The organism is Mesorhizobium metallidurans STM 2683, from assembly GCF_000350085.1.
Lineage (GTDB): Bacteria > Pseudomonadota > Alphaproteobacteria > Rhizobiales > Rhizobiaceae > Mesorhizobium > Mesorhizobium metallidurans.
The window spans coordinates 15,246-31,588 of the sequence record NZ_CAUM01000098.1; the positions used below are offsets into that span (position 1 = coordinate 15,246).

General features: G+C 61.0%; 13 protein-coding genes and 2 tRNA genes. 9 read left to right on the forward strand and 6 right to left on the reverse strand.

Going from position 1 to position 16,343, the window contains the following annotated elements; translation table 11 throughout:
- The first annotated feature begins 274 nt into the window (after positions 1–274).
- A complete protein-coding gene (gene lon / locus MESS2_RS16025) occupies positions 275–2,686 on the forward strand; it encodes an endopeptidase La (protein WP_008875426.1) in 2,412 nt (803 codons plus the stop codon).
- 219 nt (positions 2,687–2,905) lie between these two features.
- On the forward strand, positions 2,906–3,178 hold the full coding sequence (locus tag MESS2_RS16030) for an HU family DNA-binding protein (protein WP_006201846.1): 273 nt from the start codon (positions 2,906–2,908) through the stop codon (positions 3,176–3,178).
- A gap of 238 nt (positions 3,179–3,416) precedes the next feature.
- Here MESS2_RS16030 and MESS2_RS16035 read toward each other — a convergent pair whose 3' ends face one another.
- A complete protein-coding gene (locus tag MESS2_RS16035; RefSeq protein ID WP_008875428.1) occupies positions 3,417–4,439 on the reverse strand; it encodes an aldo/keto reductase in 1,023 nt (340 codons plus the stop codon).
- A gap of 187 nt (positions 4,440–4,626) precedes the next feature.
- Between MESS2_RS16035 and hxlB the strand changes: the two genes are divergently transcribed.
- Positions 4,627–5,193 carry a 6-phospho-3-hexuloisomerase gene (gene hxlB / locus MESS2_RS16040; RefSeq protein WP_008875429.1) on the forward strand — a complete coding sequence of 189 codons (567 nt, stop codon included), beginning with the start codon at positions 4,627–4,629 and terminating at the stop codon, positions 5,191–5,193.
- A 7-nt stretch (positions 5,194–5,200) separates the two neighbouring features.
- Positions 5,201–5,944 carry a creatininase family protein gene (locus tag MESS2_RS16045; RefSeq protein WP_008875430.1) on the forward strand — a complete coding sequence of 248 codons (744 nt, stop codon included), beginning with the start codon at positions 5,201–5,203 and terminating at the stop codon, positions 5,942–5,944.
- Between the two features lie 172 nt (positions 5,945–6,116).
- Here the strand turns inward: MESS2_RS16045 and MESS2_RS16050 are convergent, their stop codons facing one another.
- The 3 genes from MESS2_RS16050 to MESS2_RS16060 form a co-directional block, all read right to left on the reverse strand.
- On the reverse strand, positions 6,117–7,034 hold the full coding sequence (locus MESS2_RS16050) for a carbohydrate ABC transporter permease (protein ID WP_008875431.1): 918 nt from the start codon (positions 7,032–7,034) through the stop codon (positions 6,117–6,119).
- 12 nt (positions 7,035–7,046) lie between these two features.
- On the reverse strand, positions 7,047–8,168 hold the full coding sequence (locus tag MESS2_RS16055) for a carbohydrate ABC transporter permease (protein ID WP_008875432.1): 1,122 nt from the start codon (positions 8,166–8,168) through the stop codon (positions 7,047–7,049).
- 97 nt (positions 8,169–8,265) lie between these two features.
- The gene (locus MESS2_RS16060) at positions 8,266–9,942 is read right to left on the reverse strand and encodes an ABC transporter substrate-binding protein (RefSeq protein ID WP_008875433.1); all 1,677 of its coding nucleotides are present in this window, start codon (positions 9,940–9,942) and stop codon (positions 8,266–8,268) included.
- Positions 9,943–10,243: 301 nt separating this feature from the next.
- Here MESS2_RS16060 and MESS2_RS16065 point away from each other — a divergent pair, with 301 nt between their 5' ends.
- From MESS2_RS16065 to MESS2_RS16080, 4 genes are all read left to right on the forward strand, one after another.
- Positions 10,244–11,302: an ABC transporter ATP-binding protein gene (locus MESS2_RS16065; RefSeq protein WP_008875434.1), complete on the forward strand. Its 1,059-nt coding sequence runs from the start codon at positions 10,244–10,246 to the stop codon at positions 11,300–11,302.
- A 35-nt stretch (positions 11,303–11,337) separates the two neighbouring features.
- Positions 11,338–11,790 (forward strand): RbsD/FucU family protein, encoded by a 453-nt coding sequence (locus tag MESS2_RS16070; protein WP_008875435.1) that lies wholly within the window; start codon positions 11,338–11,340, stop codon positions 11,788–11,790.
- A gap of 4 nt (positions 11,791–11,794) precedes the next feature.
- Positions 11,795–12,727: a ribokinase gene (locus tag MESS2_RS16075; RefSeq protein ID WP_008875436.1), complete on the forward strand. Its 933-nt coding sequence runs from the start codon at positions 11,795–11,797 to the stop codon at positions 12,725–12,727.
- A gap of 354 nt (positions 12,728–13,081) precedes the next feature.
- A complete protein-coding gene (locus tag MESS2_RS16080) occupies positions 13,082–14,617 on the forward strand; it encodes an anti-phage dCTP deaminase (RefSeq protein WP_008875438.1) in 1,536 nt (511 codons plus the stop codon).
- A gap of 102 nt (positions 14,618–14,719) precedes the next feature.
- On the opposite strand, the gene MESS2_RS16085 is transcribed toward MESS2_RS16080, so the two are convergent.
- Positions 14,720–14,796, reverse strand: a tRNA-Asp gene (locus MESS2_RS16085).
- 219 nt (positions 14,797–15,015) lie between these two features.
- On the opposite strand from MESS2_RS16085, the gene MESS2_RS16090 reads away from it, so the two are divergent.
- Positions 15,016–15,091, forward strand: a tRNA-Val gene (locus MESS2_RS16090).
- Between the two features lie 458 nt (positions 15,092–15,549).
- Here MESS2_RS16090 and MESS2_RS16095 read toward each other — a convergent pair.
- Complete coding sequence (locus tag MESS2_RS16095) at positions 15,550–16,335, reverse strand: SDR family oxidoreductase (protein ID WP_008875440.1); 786 nt, start codon at positions 16,333–16,335, stop codon at positions 15,550–15,552.
- Positions 16,336–16,343: the final 8 nt, after the last annotated feature.

Consider the following 16,343-nt stretch of genomic DNA (forward strand, 5'->3'; position numbering starts at 1 on the left):
CCGGCATTGGAATTTTCTCGAAAAACGGCGCCGTGAGGTGCCGTTTTGCTGTAGCGGTCGTTTTGATGTGCCGCCCTGCGACGGAGTGGATGAACGGACAGTGTTTGCCCTTGATCTTTGGCTCTCGTGCATCCAACTAACACGAGAAGGCCGTGGTGCCGAATTCTGTGCTGTAAAACTCCCGTCACAAACGGTGGTAGGCGGAACGATCCTCGGTCGTTAATATGAGATTCGCGGTTGGCCGAATGGCGGCTGCGATATGAAAGGTTGGACAATGGCCAAAGTATCCAAGGCTCCCAGCGACGGCGTCTTCGCAGTCCTCCCGCTGCGCGACATCGTGGTATTCCCGCACATGATCGTGCCGCTCTTCGTCGGGCGCGAAAAATCGATCAAGGCGCTGGAAGAGGTGATGGGTCAGGAAAAGCAGATCCTGCTTGCGACCCAGATGAATGCCGCCGATGACGATCCCGAGCCCGATGCCATCTTCGACATCGGTACGCTCGCCAACGTGCTGCAATTGCTGAAGCTGCCGGACGGCACCGTCAAGGTGCTGGTCGAAGGTGCTTCGCGTGCGAAAATCGTCTCCTTCACCGACCGTCCCGACTTCCACGAGGCTCGCGCCTCGGCGCTGGTCGAACCGGAGGAGGAAGAGGTCGAGGTCGAGGCGTTGGCCCGTTCGGTCGTCACCGACTTCGAGAACTACGTCAAGCTGAACAAGAAGATCTCGCCCGAAGTGGTGGGCGCCGCCAGCCAGATCGACGACTATTCCAAGCTCGCCGACACGGTTGCCTCGCATCTTGCCATCAAGATCCCCGAGAAGCAGGAGATGCTGGCCACGCTCTCGGTCAAGGAGCGGCTGGAAAAGGCGATGGGCTTCATGGAAGCCGAAATCTCCGTCCTGCAGGTGGAGAAGCGCATCCGCTCGCGCGTCAAGCGCCAGATGGAGAAGACGCAGCGCGAATACTACCTCAACGAGCAGATGAAGGCTATCCAGAAGGAACTCGGCGAGGGCGAGGACGGCCGCGACGAGGCCGCCGAGATCGAGGCGCGCATCAAGAAGACCAAGCTCTCCAAGGAGGCTCGCGAAAAGGCGGAAGCCGAATTGAAGAAGCTGCGGACGATGTCGCCGATGTCGGCTGAATCGACCGTCGTGCGCAATTATCTCGACTGGATCCTGTCGATACCGTGGGGCAGGAACTCCAAGGTCAAGCAGGACCTGGCCTTCGCGCAGAACGTGCTCGACACCGACCATTTCGGCCTCGACAAGGTCAAGGACCGCATCGTCGAGTACCTTGCCGTGCAAAGCCGCCAGAAGAAGCTGAAGGGGCCGATCCTGTGCCTCGTCGGACCTCCCGGCGTCGGCAAGACCTCGCTCGGCAAGTCGATCGCCAAGGCGACCGGCCGCGAGTTCATCCGCATGGCGCTGGGCGGCGTGCGCGACGAGGCCGAGATCCGCGGTCACCGGCGCACTTACATCGGCTCGATGCCCGGCAAGGTCATCCAGTCGATGAAGAAGGCCAAGAAATCCAACCCGCTCTTCCTGCTCGACGAGATTGACAAGATGGGCCAGGATTTCCGCGGCGATCCGTCGTCGGCCTTGCTCGAAGTGCTCGATCCCGAACAGAACTCGACGTTCATGGACCACTATCTCGAGGTCGAATACGACCTGTCGAGCGTGATGTTCGTGACGACGGCGAACACGCTGAACATCCCTGCGCCCTTGATGGACCGCATGGAGATCATCCGTATCGCCGGCTATACCGAGGACGAGAAGATCGAGATCGCCAAGCGCCACCTGATGCCGAAGGTGATCCGCGATCACGCGCTGCAGCCGAAGGAGTTCTCCGTCGGCGAGGACGCGATCCGCGGCATCATCCAGACCTACACCCGTGAAGCGGGCGTGCGGAGCCTGGAGCGTGAGCTGATGAAGCTCGGCCGCAAGGCGGTGACCGAGATCCTGAAGACGAAGAAGAAGACGATCAACATCACGGCGGACAATCTCGCCGATTACCTCGGTGTTCCGCGCTTCCGCTTCGGCCAGGTCGAGGCCGACGATCAGGTCGGTGTCGTCACCGGACTTGCCTGGACGGAAGTCGGCGGCGAGCTGCTGACGGTCGAAGGCGTCATGATGCCCGGCAAGGGCCGCATGACGGTGACCGGCAATCTGCGCGACGTGATGAAGGAATCGATCTCGGCGGCGGCCTCCTATGTCCGCTCGCGCGCGCTCGATTTCGGCATCGAGCCGCCGCTCTTCGACAAGCGTGACATCCACGTCCACGTGCCGGAAGGTGCTACGCCCAAGGACGGACCGTCGGCGGGCGTGGCGATGGCCACTGCGATCGTCTCGGTGCTGACCGGCATTCCGGTCAAGGCCGATGTGGCGATGACCGGCGAGATCACGTTGCGCGGCAGGGTGCTGCCGATCGGCGGGTTGAAGGAGAAGCTGCTGGCCGCACTTCGCGGCGGCATCAAGAAGGTGCTGATCCCGGAAGACAATGCCAAGGATCTGGCGGAGATTCCGGACAACGTGAAGAACGGCATGGAGATCATCCCGGTCTCGCGGGTTGGCGAGGTGCTGCGTCATGCGCTGGTGCGCATGCCGGAGCCGATTGAATGGGTCGAACCGGTCAATGCGCCGGCCACAGTGGATGCCGGAGACGACGCCAGCAAGTCGCTTGCACATTAGCAATAACTAAAGTTGCATCGCACAAACTCTAAAGTTGCAGAGCACAAAGAGAGAGCCGGGCCTTGAGCCCGGCTTTTTCATGTGAAAAACCCCGGATTTCCGGGCTTTTTCCGCTTTATTTGGCGCTTTTCGACTTGGTTGCGGGAGCGCTTCTTTCTAAAGTCCGTTTCCTGCCGGATGAGTCGAGTGGTTCCGGTTTTCTCATGGAAGGGAATTTTTATGAACAAGAACGAACTGGTGTCCGCTGTCGCCGATGCCGCGAGTATTTCGAAGGGTGACGCGCAGTCGGCGGTGGATGCGGTATTTTCCGTGATCACCGGCGAACTGAAGAAGGGCGGCGATGTCCGGCTTGTCGGCTTCGGAAATTTCACCGTGTCAAAACGCGCCGCGTCGACCGGCCGCAACCCGCAGACCGGCGCGGAAGTGAAGATTCCGGCGCGCACCGTGCCGAAGTTTTCGGCCGGCAAGGGTCTCAAGGACGCGGTCAATTAAGACCACTTTTTCTTTTTCAGAGATCAGAAAAGCCGGGTTTGCCCGGCTTTTCTTTTTTGAGCCTACGCAGGTACATGCGACCAGCAGGCGCGCATAACGCCATCGTCATCCTCGGGCTTGTCCCGAGGATCTACGTGCCTACGAAGAATAGACCCTATTACAATTACTTATGTTGATGTTGGCAGATCCTCGGGACAAGCCCGAGGATGACGGAAATCGCGATGCGCCCGAGAAGGTTCTATGCGGTCGGCGCGTCGGCGCGCATCAGCCCCTCCTGCTTGAGATCGGCCCAGAGTGCCTTGGGCAGCTTGGCGTCGAGCAGCGAGCGGTTGCTTTCGACCTCGCTCGGCCGCTGGCCGCCGGGGATCACCGACACGACCGAAGGGTGCAGCAGCGGAAATTGCAGTGCCGCCTCGATCAGCCGCACGCCATGGCGCTTGCAGACAGCCTCGATGCGCGTGACGCGGTCGATGATGTCCTGCGGCGCTTCGGAATAGTTGTAAAAGGCGCCGGGCCTTGGCCCGCTTGCCAGGATGCCTGAATTGTACGGGCCGCCGAGAACGATGCCGATGCCGCGCTTCTGGCAGAGCGGCAGGAAGGACTGTAGCGCCTCCTGCTCCAGCAGCGTATAGCGCCCGGCAAGCAGGAACAGGTCGAAGTCGCCACGCTCGGCCAATGTCTGGGCAACCGGCCATTCGTTGATGCCGCCGCCGAACGCCTTGATCACGCCCTGGTCGCGCAACGAAAGCAGCCCGTAATAGCCCGAGCGCATGAACTCCTCGATGCGCTGGTCGGAGGCTTGCCTGCTGCCGTGGGTGAAGATGTCGACGTCATGCACGAACAGGATGTCGATGCGGTCGACGCCGAGACGTTCCAGCGAGGCTTCGAAGGAACGCATGACGCCGTCATAGCTGTAGTCGTAGACCTCCCGGCGCGACGGCGTGTCGAAGAACTTGCCGATGCCGGTGCGATGCTCGGGCGGGCTGGCGCGCATGATGCGCCCGACCTTGCTCGACAGCACGTAGTCGTCGCGCTTTTTCGAGCGCAGGAACGGATTGAGCCGCGTTTCCGACAGGCCGAGCCCGTAGAGCGGCGCGGTGTCGTAGTAGCGGCAGCCGGCCTTCCACGCGGCCTCCAGCGTGGCGTTGGCATCCTCGTCGGAAACAGCGCGGTAGAGATTGCCGAGCGGCGCCGTGCCGAAGCCGAGCTCCGTGAAGTCGATGCCGCCATTGCCGATGCGGTCGAAATGCCGTGTCCTCATGTCCCTGCCGTTTCCTCGGTTGATTTGTCTGACATGACACTATCACGCCCGTGGCACAGCAAAAGCGCGCAGCGCCGTTGGACACGGATTTTCGCGGTGATAGCATGAACAAAAACAAGCCGTTCGGGGAAAACGTGACCCAGGAATTCAGACAGATTTCGGATCCCACCAGACCGGCGGAACCGTCATGACCAGGGCCGGCACGGATCTGTTCAAAATTGCGCTGAACGAGCTTGGCGGCGTGCTGGAGCGAGTGGATGAAAGCCGCGTCGATGCCGCCTGCGCCATGCTCGCTGGCGCAAGCAAGATCGTCGTCTATGGCTGCGGTCGCGAGGCTTTGCAGGTCAAGGGCTTCGCCATGCGGCTCTACCATCTCGGGCTGCCGGTCTCGGTGGCCGGCGACATGACAACGCCGCCGCTTGCAGCGGGCGACGTCTTTCTCGTCAGTTCCGGGCCGGGCGAGACCTCGACCGTGCTCACCCTGATGCGGATCGCCCGCGAAGCGGGTGCGACCGTCCTGCTGCTGACCGCCCAGACCGGGAGCAGCGCGGCAACGCTTGCCGACTTCACCTTGCTCATTCCGGCACAGACCATGGCCGACGACCAGGGATCGGACAAGACGTCCGTGCTGCCGATGGGCTCGGTGTTCGAAGGCGCGTTGTTCCTGCTGTTCGAGGTGATGGTGCTGAAGCTCAGGACCATCACCGGCATGTCGCCCGAAGCGATGCGCGCCCGTCACACCAATATGGAGTAGGGCGCCCATGCGCTACGAGTTGATGCTGCCGCACCAGATCCGCAAGGCGATCGCCGAGAACTGGCCGGTAGTGCTCCCGCTCGGCGTGCTCGAATACCATGGCGAGCACATGGCCGTCGGCATGGATACGCTGGCGGTCGTCAAGACGCTGGAGCTGTTCGAGAAGGAAGCCGACATCGTCATCCTGCCGCCCTTTTATTACGGCACGGCGAGCTATGCGGTGGCGCCGCCCGAGGGCAGCGGCTCGGTGCAGGTCGGCGGCAATGCGCTGGCGCCGTTCGCGGAGGAATTGTTCTACAGCCTGTTGCGCATCGGCTTTCGTAACGTCCATGCCATCATCCACCACCAGACCGAGAATTTCGCCGCCGGCATGCCAACCGATCTCGCCTTCAAGAGCGCCGGGCGGCAAGCGATCTTCCGCTTCCTCGAAAAGGAGCGCGGCGAGGGCTGGTGGGGCACGCAGGCGATGGCCGACTACTATTCCGGGCATGCGGCGGGTGAAAATTTCTTCAACTGGGTGCAGGTGCATCCGCTGATGCCAGCCACGATGAACGGCCAGTACCCGTTCGACCATGCCGGTATCGGCGAGACGTCGCTGATGCTGGCGCTGTGCCCCGAAGCGGTGGACGCCGGCCATTTCGCCGACAACACCGGCTGGTACACGGCGAGCGCGTCGGAAGCCTCGGCGGAACTTGGGCAAAAGGGCGTCGCCATGATCCTCGATCATCTGCGCGCGATCTTGTCGGCCTAGCGCAGCTCTGCCTTCTCCCCTTGTGGGAGAAGGTGGCCGAGCGAAGCTCGGTCGGATGAGGGCTGTTCCAGGGAACGCTGACGTCTCATTTCTTCCAGCACCCCTCGACCGTCTTGGCGCTGCACGCCAATCCACCTTTTCCCACAAGGGGGAGAAGGGAAGAAGGCGCCGCCTACTTCACAGCACCCGCCGTCATGCCCATGATCAGATAGCGCTCCAGCGCGATGCCGATGACGGCGAGCGGCGTGATGGCGGCGGTGGCAAGGGCTGCCATCGACCACCAGTTGATGCCTTGCGAGCCGGTCTGGCTCGCCACCATGACTGGAATGGTCTTGGCATCGGTCGAGGTCAGCAATGCGGCAAAGAAATACTCGTTCCAGCACAGCACCATCGCCAGGATGAAGGCGGCGACCATGCCGGGCAGTGCGATCGGCATGACGATGCGGAAGAAGGCGCCCCAGATCGACAGGCCGTCGACCAGCGCTGCCTCCTCCAGCTCGACCGGGATTGAGTTGAACTGGTCGCGCATGATCCAGATGACGATCGGCAGCACCATCAGCGTGTAGAGCAGGATCAGTCCGATGCGCGTGTCGAGCAGGCCGACTTCGCGGTAGAGCACCAGGAACGGCAGCGCCAGCACGACCGGCGGCAGGATCAGCTGCGACAGGAAGAAGAAGGAAATGTCCTCGTTCTTGAACCAGGCGAATTTGTAGCGATAGCGGGTGAGCCCATAGGCGGCGAGGCTGCCGATGATGATGGCGAGGCTCGATGCGCCGACCGAGGTGATGACCGAATTCATGAAGCGCTTGAGGAATTCCTCACGCACCGTCGAGGTCTGGAAGATCGAATCCGGCGATAGGCCGAGCGAGCGCCAGCCCTTCCAGTCCGGCTTGAAGTCGACGAAGGGGATGAGATGGCCCTGGGTGACGTCGATCGCGGTCTTGAACGAGGTGGTTATTGTCCAGTAGATCGGGAACAGGCAGATGAAGGCCCAGAAGATAAGCGCGCCGTAGATGAAGACGCGATTGGCGACAAAGCTCGCCGGCGAGCGGATTTCGGAGGCGCTATAGTCGGTTGTCTGAACGCTCATATGGCCTGCCGATCAGTTGACGTTGCGCACGAAGCGGCTGGCGAATTTCAGCAGCCACGTCACGAACACGACGATGATGATGAGATAGGCCATCGCCAGCATGGTGCCGTAGCCGACATTCGAGCGGTCGCGGTACTCGCGATAGATGAAGCTCGATACGGAATCGGTCGCACCGCCCGGGCCGCCCGAGGTGACGGTGATGATGATGTCGGCAAGCTTCAGCTTGAAGATGATGCGCAGGATCACCGCGGTCACCGACACCGGCAGCATCAGCGGGAAAGTGACCTGCCAGAAGGTCTGCCAGGCCGTGGCGCCATCGACGCGCGCTGCCTCCAGCACCTCGCGCGACATCGCCTGCAGGCCGGCGAGCAGCATGATCATCATGAACGGAATGAAGGTCCAGGCATCGAGCACCATGATCGAGATGCGGGCGGTGATCGGGTTGGAGAAGAAGGCCGGGTTTTCCCAGCCGAGATGGCGCGCCAGCGTCGCCGCCGGCCCGAACCGGTATTCCATCAGCGATTTGCCGATCATCCACGACACCGCGACCGGCGACAGCATCAAGGGCATCAGGAAGACGACGCGGAAGAATTTTCGCGCCCGGATCTGCGCGTTGAGCAGCAGAGCGAGACCGAAGGCGATGACATATTCGACGAACACGGCGAGCACGTAGAGCACCATGTTGAACAGCGCGTTGCGATAGTAGGGATCGCCCAGCATCTGCCAGAAATTGTCGAGCCCGTTGAACTTGCGGCCGGAGAAGGAAGAGAGATTCCAGTCGGTCAGCGCGATGTAGAAACCGAACAGCGTCGGAAAGATCACCATGGCGATGGTGAACAGCAGCGCCGGCAGCAGGAACAGCGCGCGCTGGCCGTCCTCGCCGCGGATCAGCACCTGTCCGACGCCGAGCGCAACGCCCCACAGGATATAGGCATAGACGACCGGCCGCCAGGTCTCGAAACCGATCGTGTCGACCTCGCTCTTGTAGAGGATCTGAACCAGGATCGTTGCCAGGAGGCCCAGCGTCGCCGCGGCCATCAGGGCCCAACCGAGGCGCTTGCGGCCGGGCGGGATCAGATCGGTAGGAACGGAATTTGCCGGCCACGCGTTCGTGGTCGAAGTCTGGTCAGCCACGCCTCTCGCCTCTTTTGCACAAGCGACCGGCCGGGCCGGTCAAGATACGGCCCGGCGACGAGGAGTCGCCGGGCCGCGATCTTATCATAGCTCCTGGCTACATGCCGAGCGAGGCCTTGTAGAGCTTGATCTGGCTTTCGCGGCCGATCTGGTCGGTCAGCTTCTCCCAGGCGGCGGCGATGGCATCGGCGCCTTCCTGCGCCTTCATCTTGCCGGCGAAGGTGTTGGCCAGGATGTCCTCGGCGGCGCTGTAATACTGGAAGATGCCGGGGATGCGCGGTTCGATCGCCGCGTTCGGATGGTTGTAGGAATCGCCCTCCGACTTGAGGTAGGAGGTGATGAACGCTTCGTCGTAGCCAGCCGCGACCCATTCCGGAATGTTGAAGTGGCTCTTCCTGTGGGGCTGGAAGCCGGACGGATACATGGCCGTCCAGAGCGACAGATCCTTGCCGCCGAGATGGGCGGCGGCGGACCATGCCGCCTTCTTCTTCTTTTCGTCGCTGTCGACGCGGGCCATGACGTAGACGCCCCAGCCGAGATAGGCGCAGTTCGGCGAATGGTTCGGGCCGCTGGCGAGCTTTTCCCACTGGCCGGTCTTGGAATTGTAGACGTCGTCCGAGCCCGGTAGGATCGAGAAGCCGGTGACGTCGCCAATGACCGAGGAGTCGTTGGTCTTGACGTTGGAACCGATATCGCCCCACCAGGGGATCATCGAACCGGTGCCGGCCAGGAACTGCTGGAAGCCGGTCGTGTTCGGGTCGGCATTGATCTGGTCTGGCGGCTCCGACGGCAGCGCGTCGATGACGTCCTGGATCGCCCGCACCCAGGCCGGGTTGTTGACGCGCGGCTTCATCGTGTCGGCGTCGAACAGCCAGGCCTTGTCGTCGGGATGCTTGGCATAGGCGCTGGCGCGGCTGCCGAGGAAGTAGAAGCCGAACCCGCCCCAGGGTTTGGGCGCATCGAGATAGCCATAGACGTCCTCGCCCTTGAACTTCTTGCCCTTCAGGAACTTGGTGACGGCCTGAACCTGCTGCCAGGTCTTCGGCACGCCCCACTCCGTCAGGCCTGACTTGTCGCCGCTGTCGGCTTTCCAGGCTGCTGCCAGATCAGAGTCTGCAAACACGTCGGTGCGGTAGTTGAAGTTGTGCGTGTCGCCGTCGACGGTCACACGATATTGCTTGCCGTCCCAGGTGCCCACCGGGGGTTTCAGATAGGCCACGAGGTCATCGATATCGATCTGCTCCTTGACCCAGTCCGGCATTTCCGAGGTCAGACCCTTGCCGCAGACATCGCCTTCGAACGGCGCGCCCATCTCGATGATGTCGAAGTCGACGGTACCGGTGGCGATCGACTGCTGCAGGCGGGCGTTGTAGTCGGCCTGCGCCAGGTCGATCCAGCTGATCTTGGCGCCGGTATAAGCCTCCCACGGCTTCAGGAAGCCGCGGAACAGCACATTGTGCAGGTTCTGGTTGTTGAGGCCCATGAAGGTGAACTCGACACCGGCGAATTCGCCTTCCTTGACATTGGCCTTGGTCGCCTCGAGGCAGAGCTCGCCGACCTTCTGAAAGTCCGCATCGGTCGGTTGACCCTTGCCGACGCCGGGAATCTGCAGGATCTGCGCGCGCAGTTCGCTTGCCGCGGAAGCCGGGCGCGTCAGCGCGCCGAGCCCGGCGCCGGATGCCGCGGCGATCGCGGCCATGCTGGCCGCGCCCTTGAGGATGTCACGACGGGTAGCACCCGCACGCACCAATTTTTCGTAAAGACCGACTCTCATCTACCATTCCTCCCAGAACAACAGTCGTGATTTGATATGCCAAGCTGTCGGACGCCCGAACGCCGGCGGTTCTCCTTGATCAAACGGGGACGTGGGACCCCACCCTGCGTCGCCTGGAGTTCCGATTTTCGGATGTATGACCGGCAGTCGGATTGGCATTTGCCACTATTCTCGCAACCAGGTGCCGTGTCAACGAGGTTGGGTTTTTATCTATAAGAGACTGACTTGCCCTTGCCGTTCGCGTTGGTTAGCTTCACGGCAACGAAAGGGCCTGTGGGTCCCAAGGACCCAAGGGGGGAGAATGGCCCAAGTCGCGATCAGCAATGTGGCCAAGGCATTCGGAACCGTCAAGGTCCTGCACGATGTCAGCGTCGACATCGCTGACGGACAGTTCGTGGTGCTGGTTGGCCCTTCCGGATGCGGCAAGTCCACCCTGCTCAGGATGGTCGCGGGACTGGAGACCATTTCCGGCGGCACGATCGCCATCGGCGACCGTGTCGTCAACCATCTGCCGCCGGCCAAGCGCGACATCGCCATGGTGTTCCAGAATTACGCGCTTTATCCGCACAAGACGGTCGAGCAGAACATGGCCTTTGCGCTGAAGCTGCGCAAAACCGATCCGGCGGTGGTCTCAGAGCGGGTCAAGCACGCCGCCGATATTCTCGACCTCAATCCCTATCTCAAGCGCTATCCGCGCCAGCTTTCGGGCGGGCAGCGCCAGCGTGTCGCCATGGGCCGCGCCATCGTGCGCAACCCGCAGGTGTTCCTGTTCGACGAGCCGCTCTCCAATCTCGACGCCAAGCTGCGCGTCCAGATGCGCGCCGAGATCAAGGAACTGCACCAGCGGCTGAAGACCACCACCATCTATGTCACGCACGACCAGATCGAGGCCATGACCATGGCCGACAAGATCGTGGTGATGCGCGACGGCCGCATCGAACAGGTCGGCGCGCCACTGGAACTGTTCGACCGGCCGGCCAATCTGTTCGTCGCCGGCTTCATCGGCTCGCCGTCGATGAACCTGCTGAAGGGCATCGTGAGCAACGGCGACAAGCCAGTCGTCGAGATATCGGGAACGCCGTTCCCGATATCTGCGAAAAGCAGTGTCGAGGGCGGCCGCGGCGTCGTCTATGGCGTGCGGCCCGAGCATCTCGAAATCCACCCCGACGGCGTCCCGGCGAAGATTTCGGTGGTCGAGCCGACCGGCTCCGAAACGTTGGTCTTTCTGCGCTTCGGCGAGGGTCAGATGGTGGCGCTGTTTCGCGAGCGCCACGACTTCAAGCCGGGCGACACGCTGCACCTCAAGCCCCGGTTGGACCAGGTACATCTCTTCGATGCAGAGACCGGCCGCCGTATCTGACCTCACACACAAAAAGCCCGTTCGGGAGGAATGCCATGCTCAAAGGGATCAATCCGCTGCTCAATGCCGACGTGCTCCAGGCGCTGAGAGCGATGGGGCATGGCGACGACTTGATCATCGTCGACACCAATTTCCCGTCCGATTCGACCGCGCGCCAGACAGTGCTCGGCAAGCTGCTGCGTATCGACGCGCCGGCGGCCGACGTGGTCAAGGCGGTGCTATCGCTCTATCCGCTTGACACGTTCGTCGACGATGCGGCGGCGCGCATGGAGATCGTCGGCAAGCCGGACGAGATACCTCCCGTGCAGAAGGAAGTGCAAAGAGAGATCGATGCGGCGGAAGGCAAGGCCTGGCCGATGATCTCGGTCGAGCGCTACGCCTTCTACGAGCGCGCCAAGCGGGCTTATTGCGTCCTCCAGACCGGCGAGCGCCGCTTCTATGGCTGCTTCGCCTTCCGCAAGGGCGTCGTGCCGCCGGACGCGGTGTAGCGACATGCCAGGCAAGCCTATTGTCATACTGGGCGTCTTCGTCGCCGATACCGCCTATCGCGCTGTCCGCCAGCCGCGCATGGACGAGACGATCCTTGGCACGTCTTTCAAGCTTGGCCCCGGCGGCAAGGGCTCCAACCAGTCCGTCGCCGCCGGCAAGCTGGGCGCCGACGTCACTTTCCTGACGCGCCTTGGCGTAGATCCGTTTGCCGACATGGCGAGGCAGACCTGGGTGCGGGCCGGCGTGAAGAGCACCGTCATCGACACGCCGCAAAGCTACACTGGCGCGGCCTATATCTTCGTCGAGGAGACGAGCGGCAACAACGCCATCATCGTCTGCCCGGGTGCCGCCATGCTGATTTCGCCGGATGACGTCGAGGCCCATGCCGGCCTGATCCGCTCGGCCGGCATCTTCGTCACCCAGCTCGAACAGCCGGTCGAGGCGGCGCTGCGGGGCCTGGAAATCGCGCGCGGGGCAGGGGTGACGACCATCCTCAACCCGGCTCCGGCCCCGTCGGTAACGCTTCCCGACCGCATCTACGCGCTTTGCGACTATGTCACGCCCAACGAGACCGAGGCCGAGGGACTGACCGGCATCAAGGTGTCGTCCATCGACGATGCCCGCCGCGCCGCCGACAGCCTGCTCGGCAAGGGCGTTGGGACGGTGATCATCACGCTTGGCGAAAAAGGCGCGCTGCTCCACACGGCCGGCCGTTCCGACCATGTTCCCGTGGTCAATGCCGGCCCGGTGGTCGAGACCACGGGCGCGGGCGACGCCTTCAATGGCGGCCTGGCCGCGGCACTCGCCAAAGGCGTGGAGCCGCTGCAGGCGGTGCGCTTTGCCTGCGCCGTCGCCGGCATTTCGGTGACGCGGCCCGGCACCGCGCCGTCGATGCCGTCACTGCAAGAGGTCGAGGCGGTGCTGCTGGAGGGTTGAGGGAGATCTAATCCCTCAAATGAAGCAAAGCCCGCCTGCCTTCACGGCAGCGCGGGCCTAGACATTAGATTGATGCGATTAGCGCCGAACAACAACGTTCTTAATGTCGTTGTTGTCTATGATATAGGGCCCCCGTCTGGAGTCCGGGCGCTCCAAAACGCTATTCACAGCGTCTCGCATGATCTCACTAAGCTGCTCTTTTCTCGATTGACTGCTACTTTGACTCAGGCTGACGCGTTCTGGTTCGACCATTGTTCACCCTCCAGCGATTTTGCGACTCTATGATACATCAGGTATGAGTACTCTCATACGACAATAAAAACGGAACGGTTAAGTTCCATCCCGGGGGGGCAAATGAGCAACACGGTCACCATAAACAATCCTGAACTCGTCATCGGACTCGTTGGCCCAATCGGTGTCGATCTCGACGCCATCGTGAGTTTCCTCGAAAGCGGCCTCAAGGACGTCGCCTACCAATCACAGGTAATCCACATCACTAAGGTGATGCGAGACCTACTCCCTCAGATGAGGGTCGAAGAGGATTCCTACAGCGCCAGATACCGTTCGTTGATCTCGAACGCAGACACGGTGCGCCGGACCATTGACAATCAGGCCGCGTTGGCCTGCCTCGCAATAAGTGAAATCCGCCGACTGCGACAAGAACTACAACCGAAGATGGATCCGAAAATTGCACGTGAGGCACCCTTACTGGGTACCGCCTTCATAGTCCGCCAGTTCAAACGGGAGGAGGAAATCGCCCTTCTGCGCCAGGTTTACGGTCGGAAGTTCATTCAAATTTCCGTCTTCTCTGACAAGGAGGAGCGTAGGTCACAACTCGTAAAAAAAATCAAAGAATATGGCACTGGAACGATAGAAGAAGACGATGCTGAGAAGCAGGCGATCGACCTAATCTCTATCGACAATAACGAAATTTCTGACGAGTATGGGCAACGCGTTTCAGACGTTTTCCATCGGGGGGATGTTTTTGTTAGAGGCGAAGTAAACCAAGGTTCAAAGAGTACAGTCGAGCGGTTCATCCGAGCCTTTTTTGGCCATAATAGCTATTCGCCTACAAAGACTGAATACGGCATGTACGCGGCGGCTGGAGCGGCCCTTCGATCTCTAGACCTTTCGCGACAAGTTGGTGCTGCCGTGTTCTCCCCCAACGGAGAGGTTATTGCCTTAGGTTGCAACGAAGTGCCGAAACCTTTTGGCGGGACCTATTGGTGTGACGATGCCGGCGATAAACATCGTGATTTTGAGGAAGGTGCCGACGGAAACCATAGCCGCAAAATTCGCGTAATCGATGATCTGGTTGAGCGAATGGGTAAACTCGGGTTCCTATCTGAGAAGCTCTTATCTTCTGGCTCGACTCACAAACAAGTTCGCAGATTGATGTCTGAAAAATCAATCTCGGATTCGAAAGTAATGGACTTGATCGAGTTCGGTCGGATTATCCATGCCGAGATGTCGGCCATCACTGACGCAGCACGGCTTGGCAAAGCTTTAGCTGGATCGATACTTTTTTGCACAACCTTTCCCTGCCATATGTGCGCAAAGCATATTGTATCTTCCGGCGTTAGAAGAGTCGTTTTTTTAGAACCATATCCAAAAAGCCACGCAAAGGATCTTCACGCCGATTCCATCACATTCTCTCCCGCAGAACGAGAGAAAAAAGTCCTATTTGAGCCATTTATCGGCATCTCGCCGCGAAGATACCGAGACATTTTCGAGAAGAAAAAACGAAAAGATCAATCAGGGAAGGCCAGTTCTTGGTACGAAGGCAGGCCAGTTCCAAGGATTGAAGACAAGAGTTCCGCTTACATTGAAAATGAGGAGCCAGCGATATCTCTCGTTACAAGGAAAATTCTTGAAATGGCCGGCGCATGATTAACTTGGCGAGGAAATGAAGCGAATACAAAAAGTCGAAACTCTCAGAAAACTGAAAGTCGAAACTTTTTGTATGAAGGAAACCTAGGCCATTCAAAAGAATGGCGCGAGTGACGGGGCTCGAACCCGCGACCTCCGGCGTGACAGGCCGGCACTCTAACCAACTGAGCTACACCCGCGCATGGACGAGCACGTGTCAGCCGTGTTCGTCGTTGGGGCGGTGGATAAGGGGTAAGCCAGCGGGTGTCAAGCGGGGAGCGCGACAGCATAACAGCAAACAGGAGAAGGTTTTTTGACAGGGCGAACTTTGTCGCCCAAACCGGCTTGCGGTTGGGGCATCGCCCGCTCATTTGGCCTTGCGAAGCCGGTCCCGACCGCTTAAAGGTCCGCGCCGGAGCGGGCGATTAGCTCAGTTGGTAGAGCGCTTCGTTTACACCGAAGATGTCGGCGGTTCGAGCCCGTCATCGCCCACCACTCAATCAATTGGTTGTATGCTTTCTCTCAATCCGTCGCTTTGAAATCGTCGACAGGCGTCGAAAATGATTGGTGACCACAGAGCCAAGCTCTGCGGCCTCCAACAGCCCTTTGGTGGCTGACCCGTTACTTGACATATGCCCATTGCCGCAGCGCCCATTACTGGCCGCAATGGCGGCCATTCACCGTCGTTGGCGAATGAGGCGGCCTGCCGCTGGCATTGGGTATATCGGGGCTTGCACCCCTGTGGGCCTACGGGGCAATTTTGATCGGCATTCGAATTCATAAAATCCGAGCTCTGCCCACCGCCGCCAATGCTGTATGTGGCGGTCGGATCGGGGGCAACGACCGCCTTTCTGGCATGGTGCCTTGGGTGGTGGACCTCGGAAGTTGCCCCGGCAGCATTGTTTGCGTTGGCACCCCAAAACACGAAGCCAGGTCGTTTGGCGACACAACGATCACGGCGGCAGCAGCCGAAAATCCTTGCCCTCGGGCAGCAACTGCCCGCCATCGACCACGATGGTCGTGCCGGTGATGTAGCTGGCATCGTCCGAGGCGAGGAACAGGAAGGCATTGGCCACGTCGCGCGGGCTGCCGAGCCGGCCGAGCGGGATGGAGTCTTCCATATTCTTGATATAGGCCGCGCCGCGATGCATCTGGATCGCTTCGGTGAGGATGTTGCCGGGCTCGACGCCGTTGACGGTGATGCCGTAGCCCGAGAATTCGAGAGCCGCCGAACGGATGAAGCCGTTGATGCCGGCCTTGGTCGCGGCGTAGTGGCCGTGACCGGGGCTGGTGACGTGTGGGCCGGTGATGGACGAGGTGTAGAGCATGCGCCCGAAATGCTGCGCCTTCATCGGCACGAGCGCGGCACGGGTGGCATTGAAGGTGCCGCGCAGATTGACGGCCATGACCCGGTCCCAGTCATCCGGGCTGGTGTTCTCGATGAGCTGCCAGGGGTAGATGCCGGCATTCTGGACCAGGATGTCGAGCCGGCCGTGATGGTCGAGCGCCAGCGCCGCCGCGGCCTGCGCATCGGCCATCCGCGAGATGTCGGTGCGGATGAAGGCGGCGCCGACTTCGTCCGCGGCCGCTTGCCCCGCCTCGATCTCGGTATCGGCCAGTACCAGCTTCGCGCCCTCCTCGGCAAAACGCAGGGCGGTTGCCTTGCCGATGCCGCGGGCCGCGCCGATGACCAAAGCGACCTTTCCGTCAAGTCTTCCGATTTCCGGCCGCCCGCTCATGCCAGCCC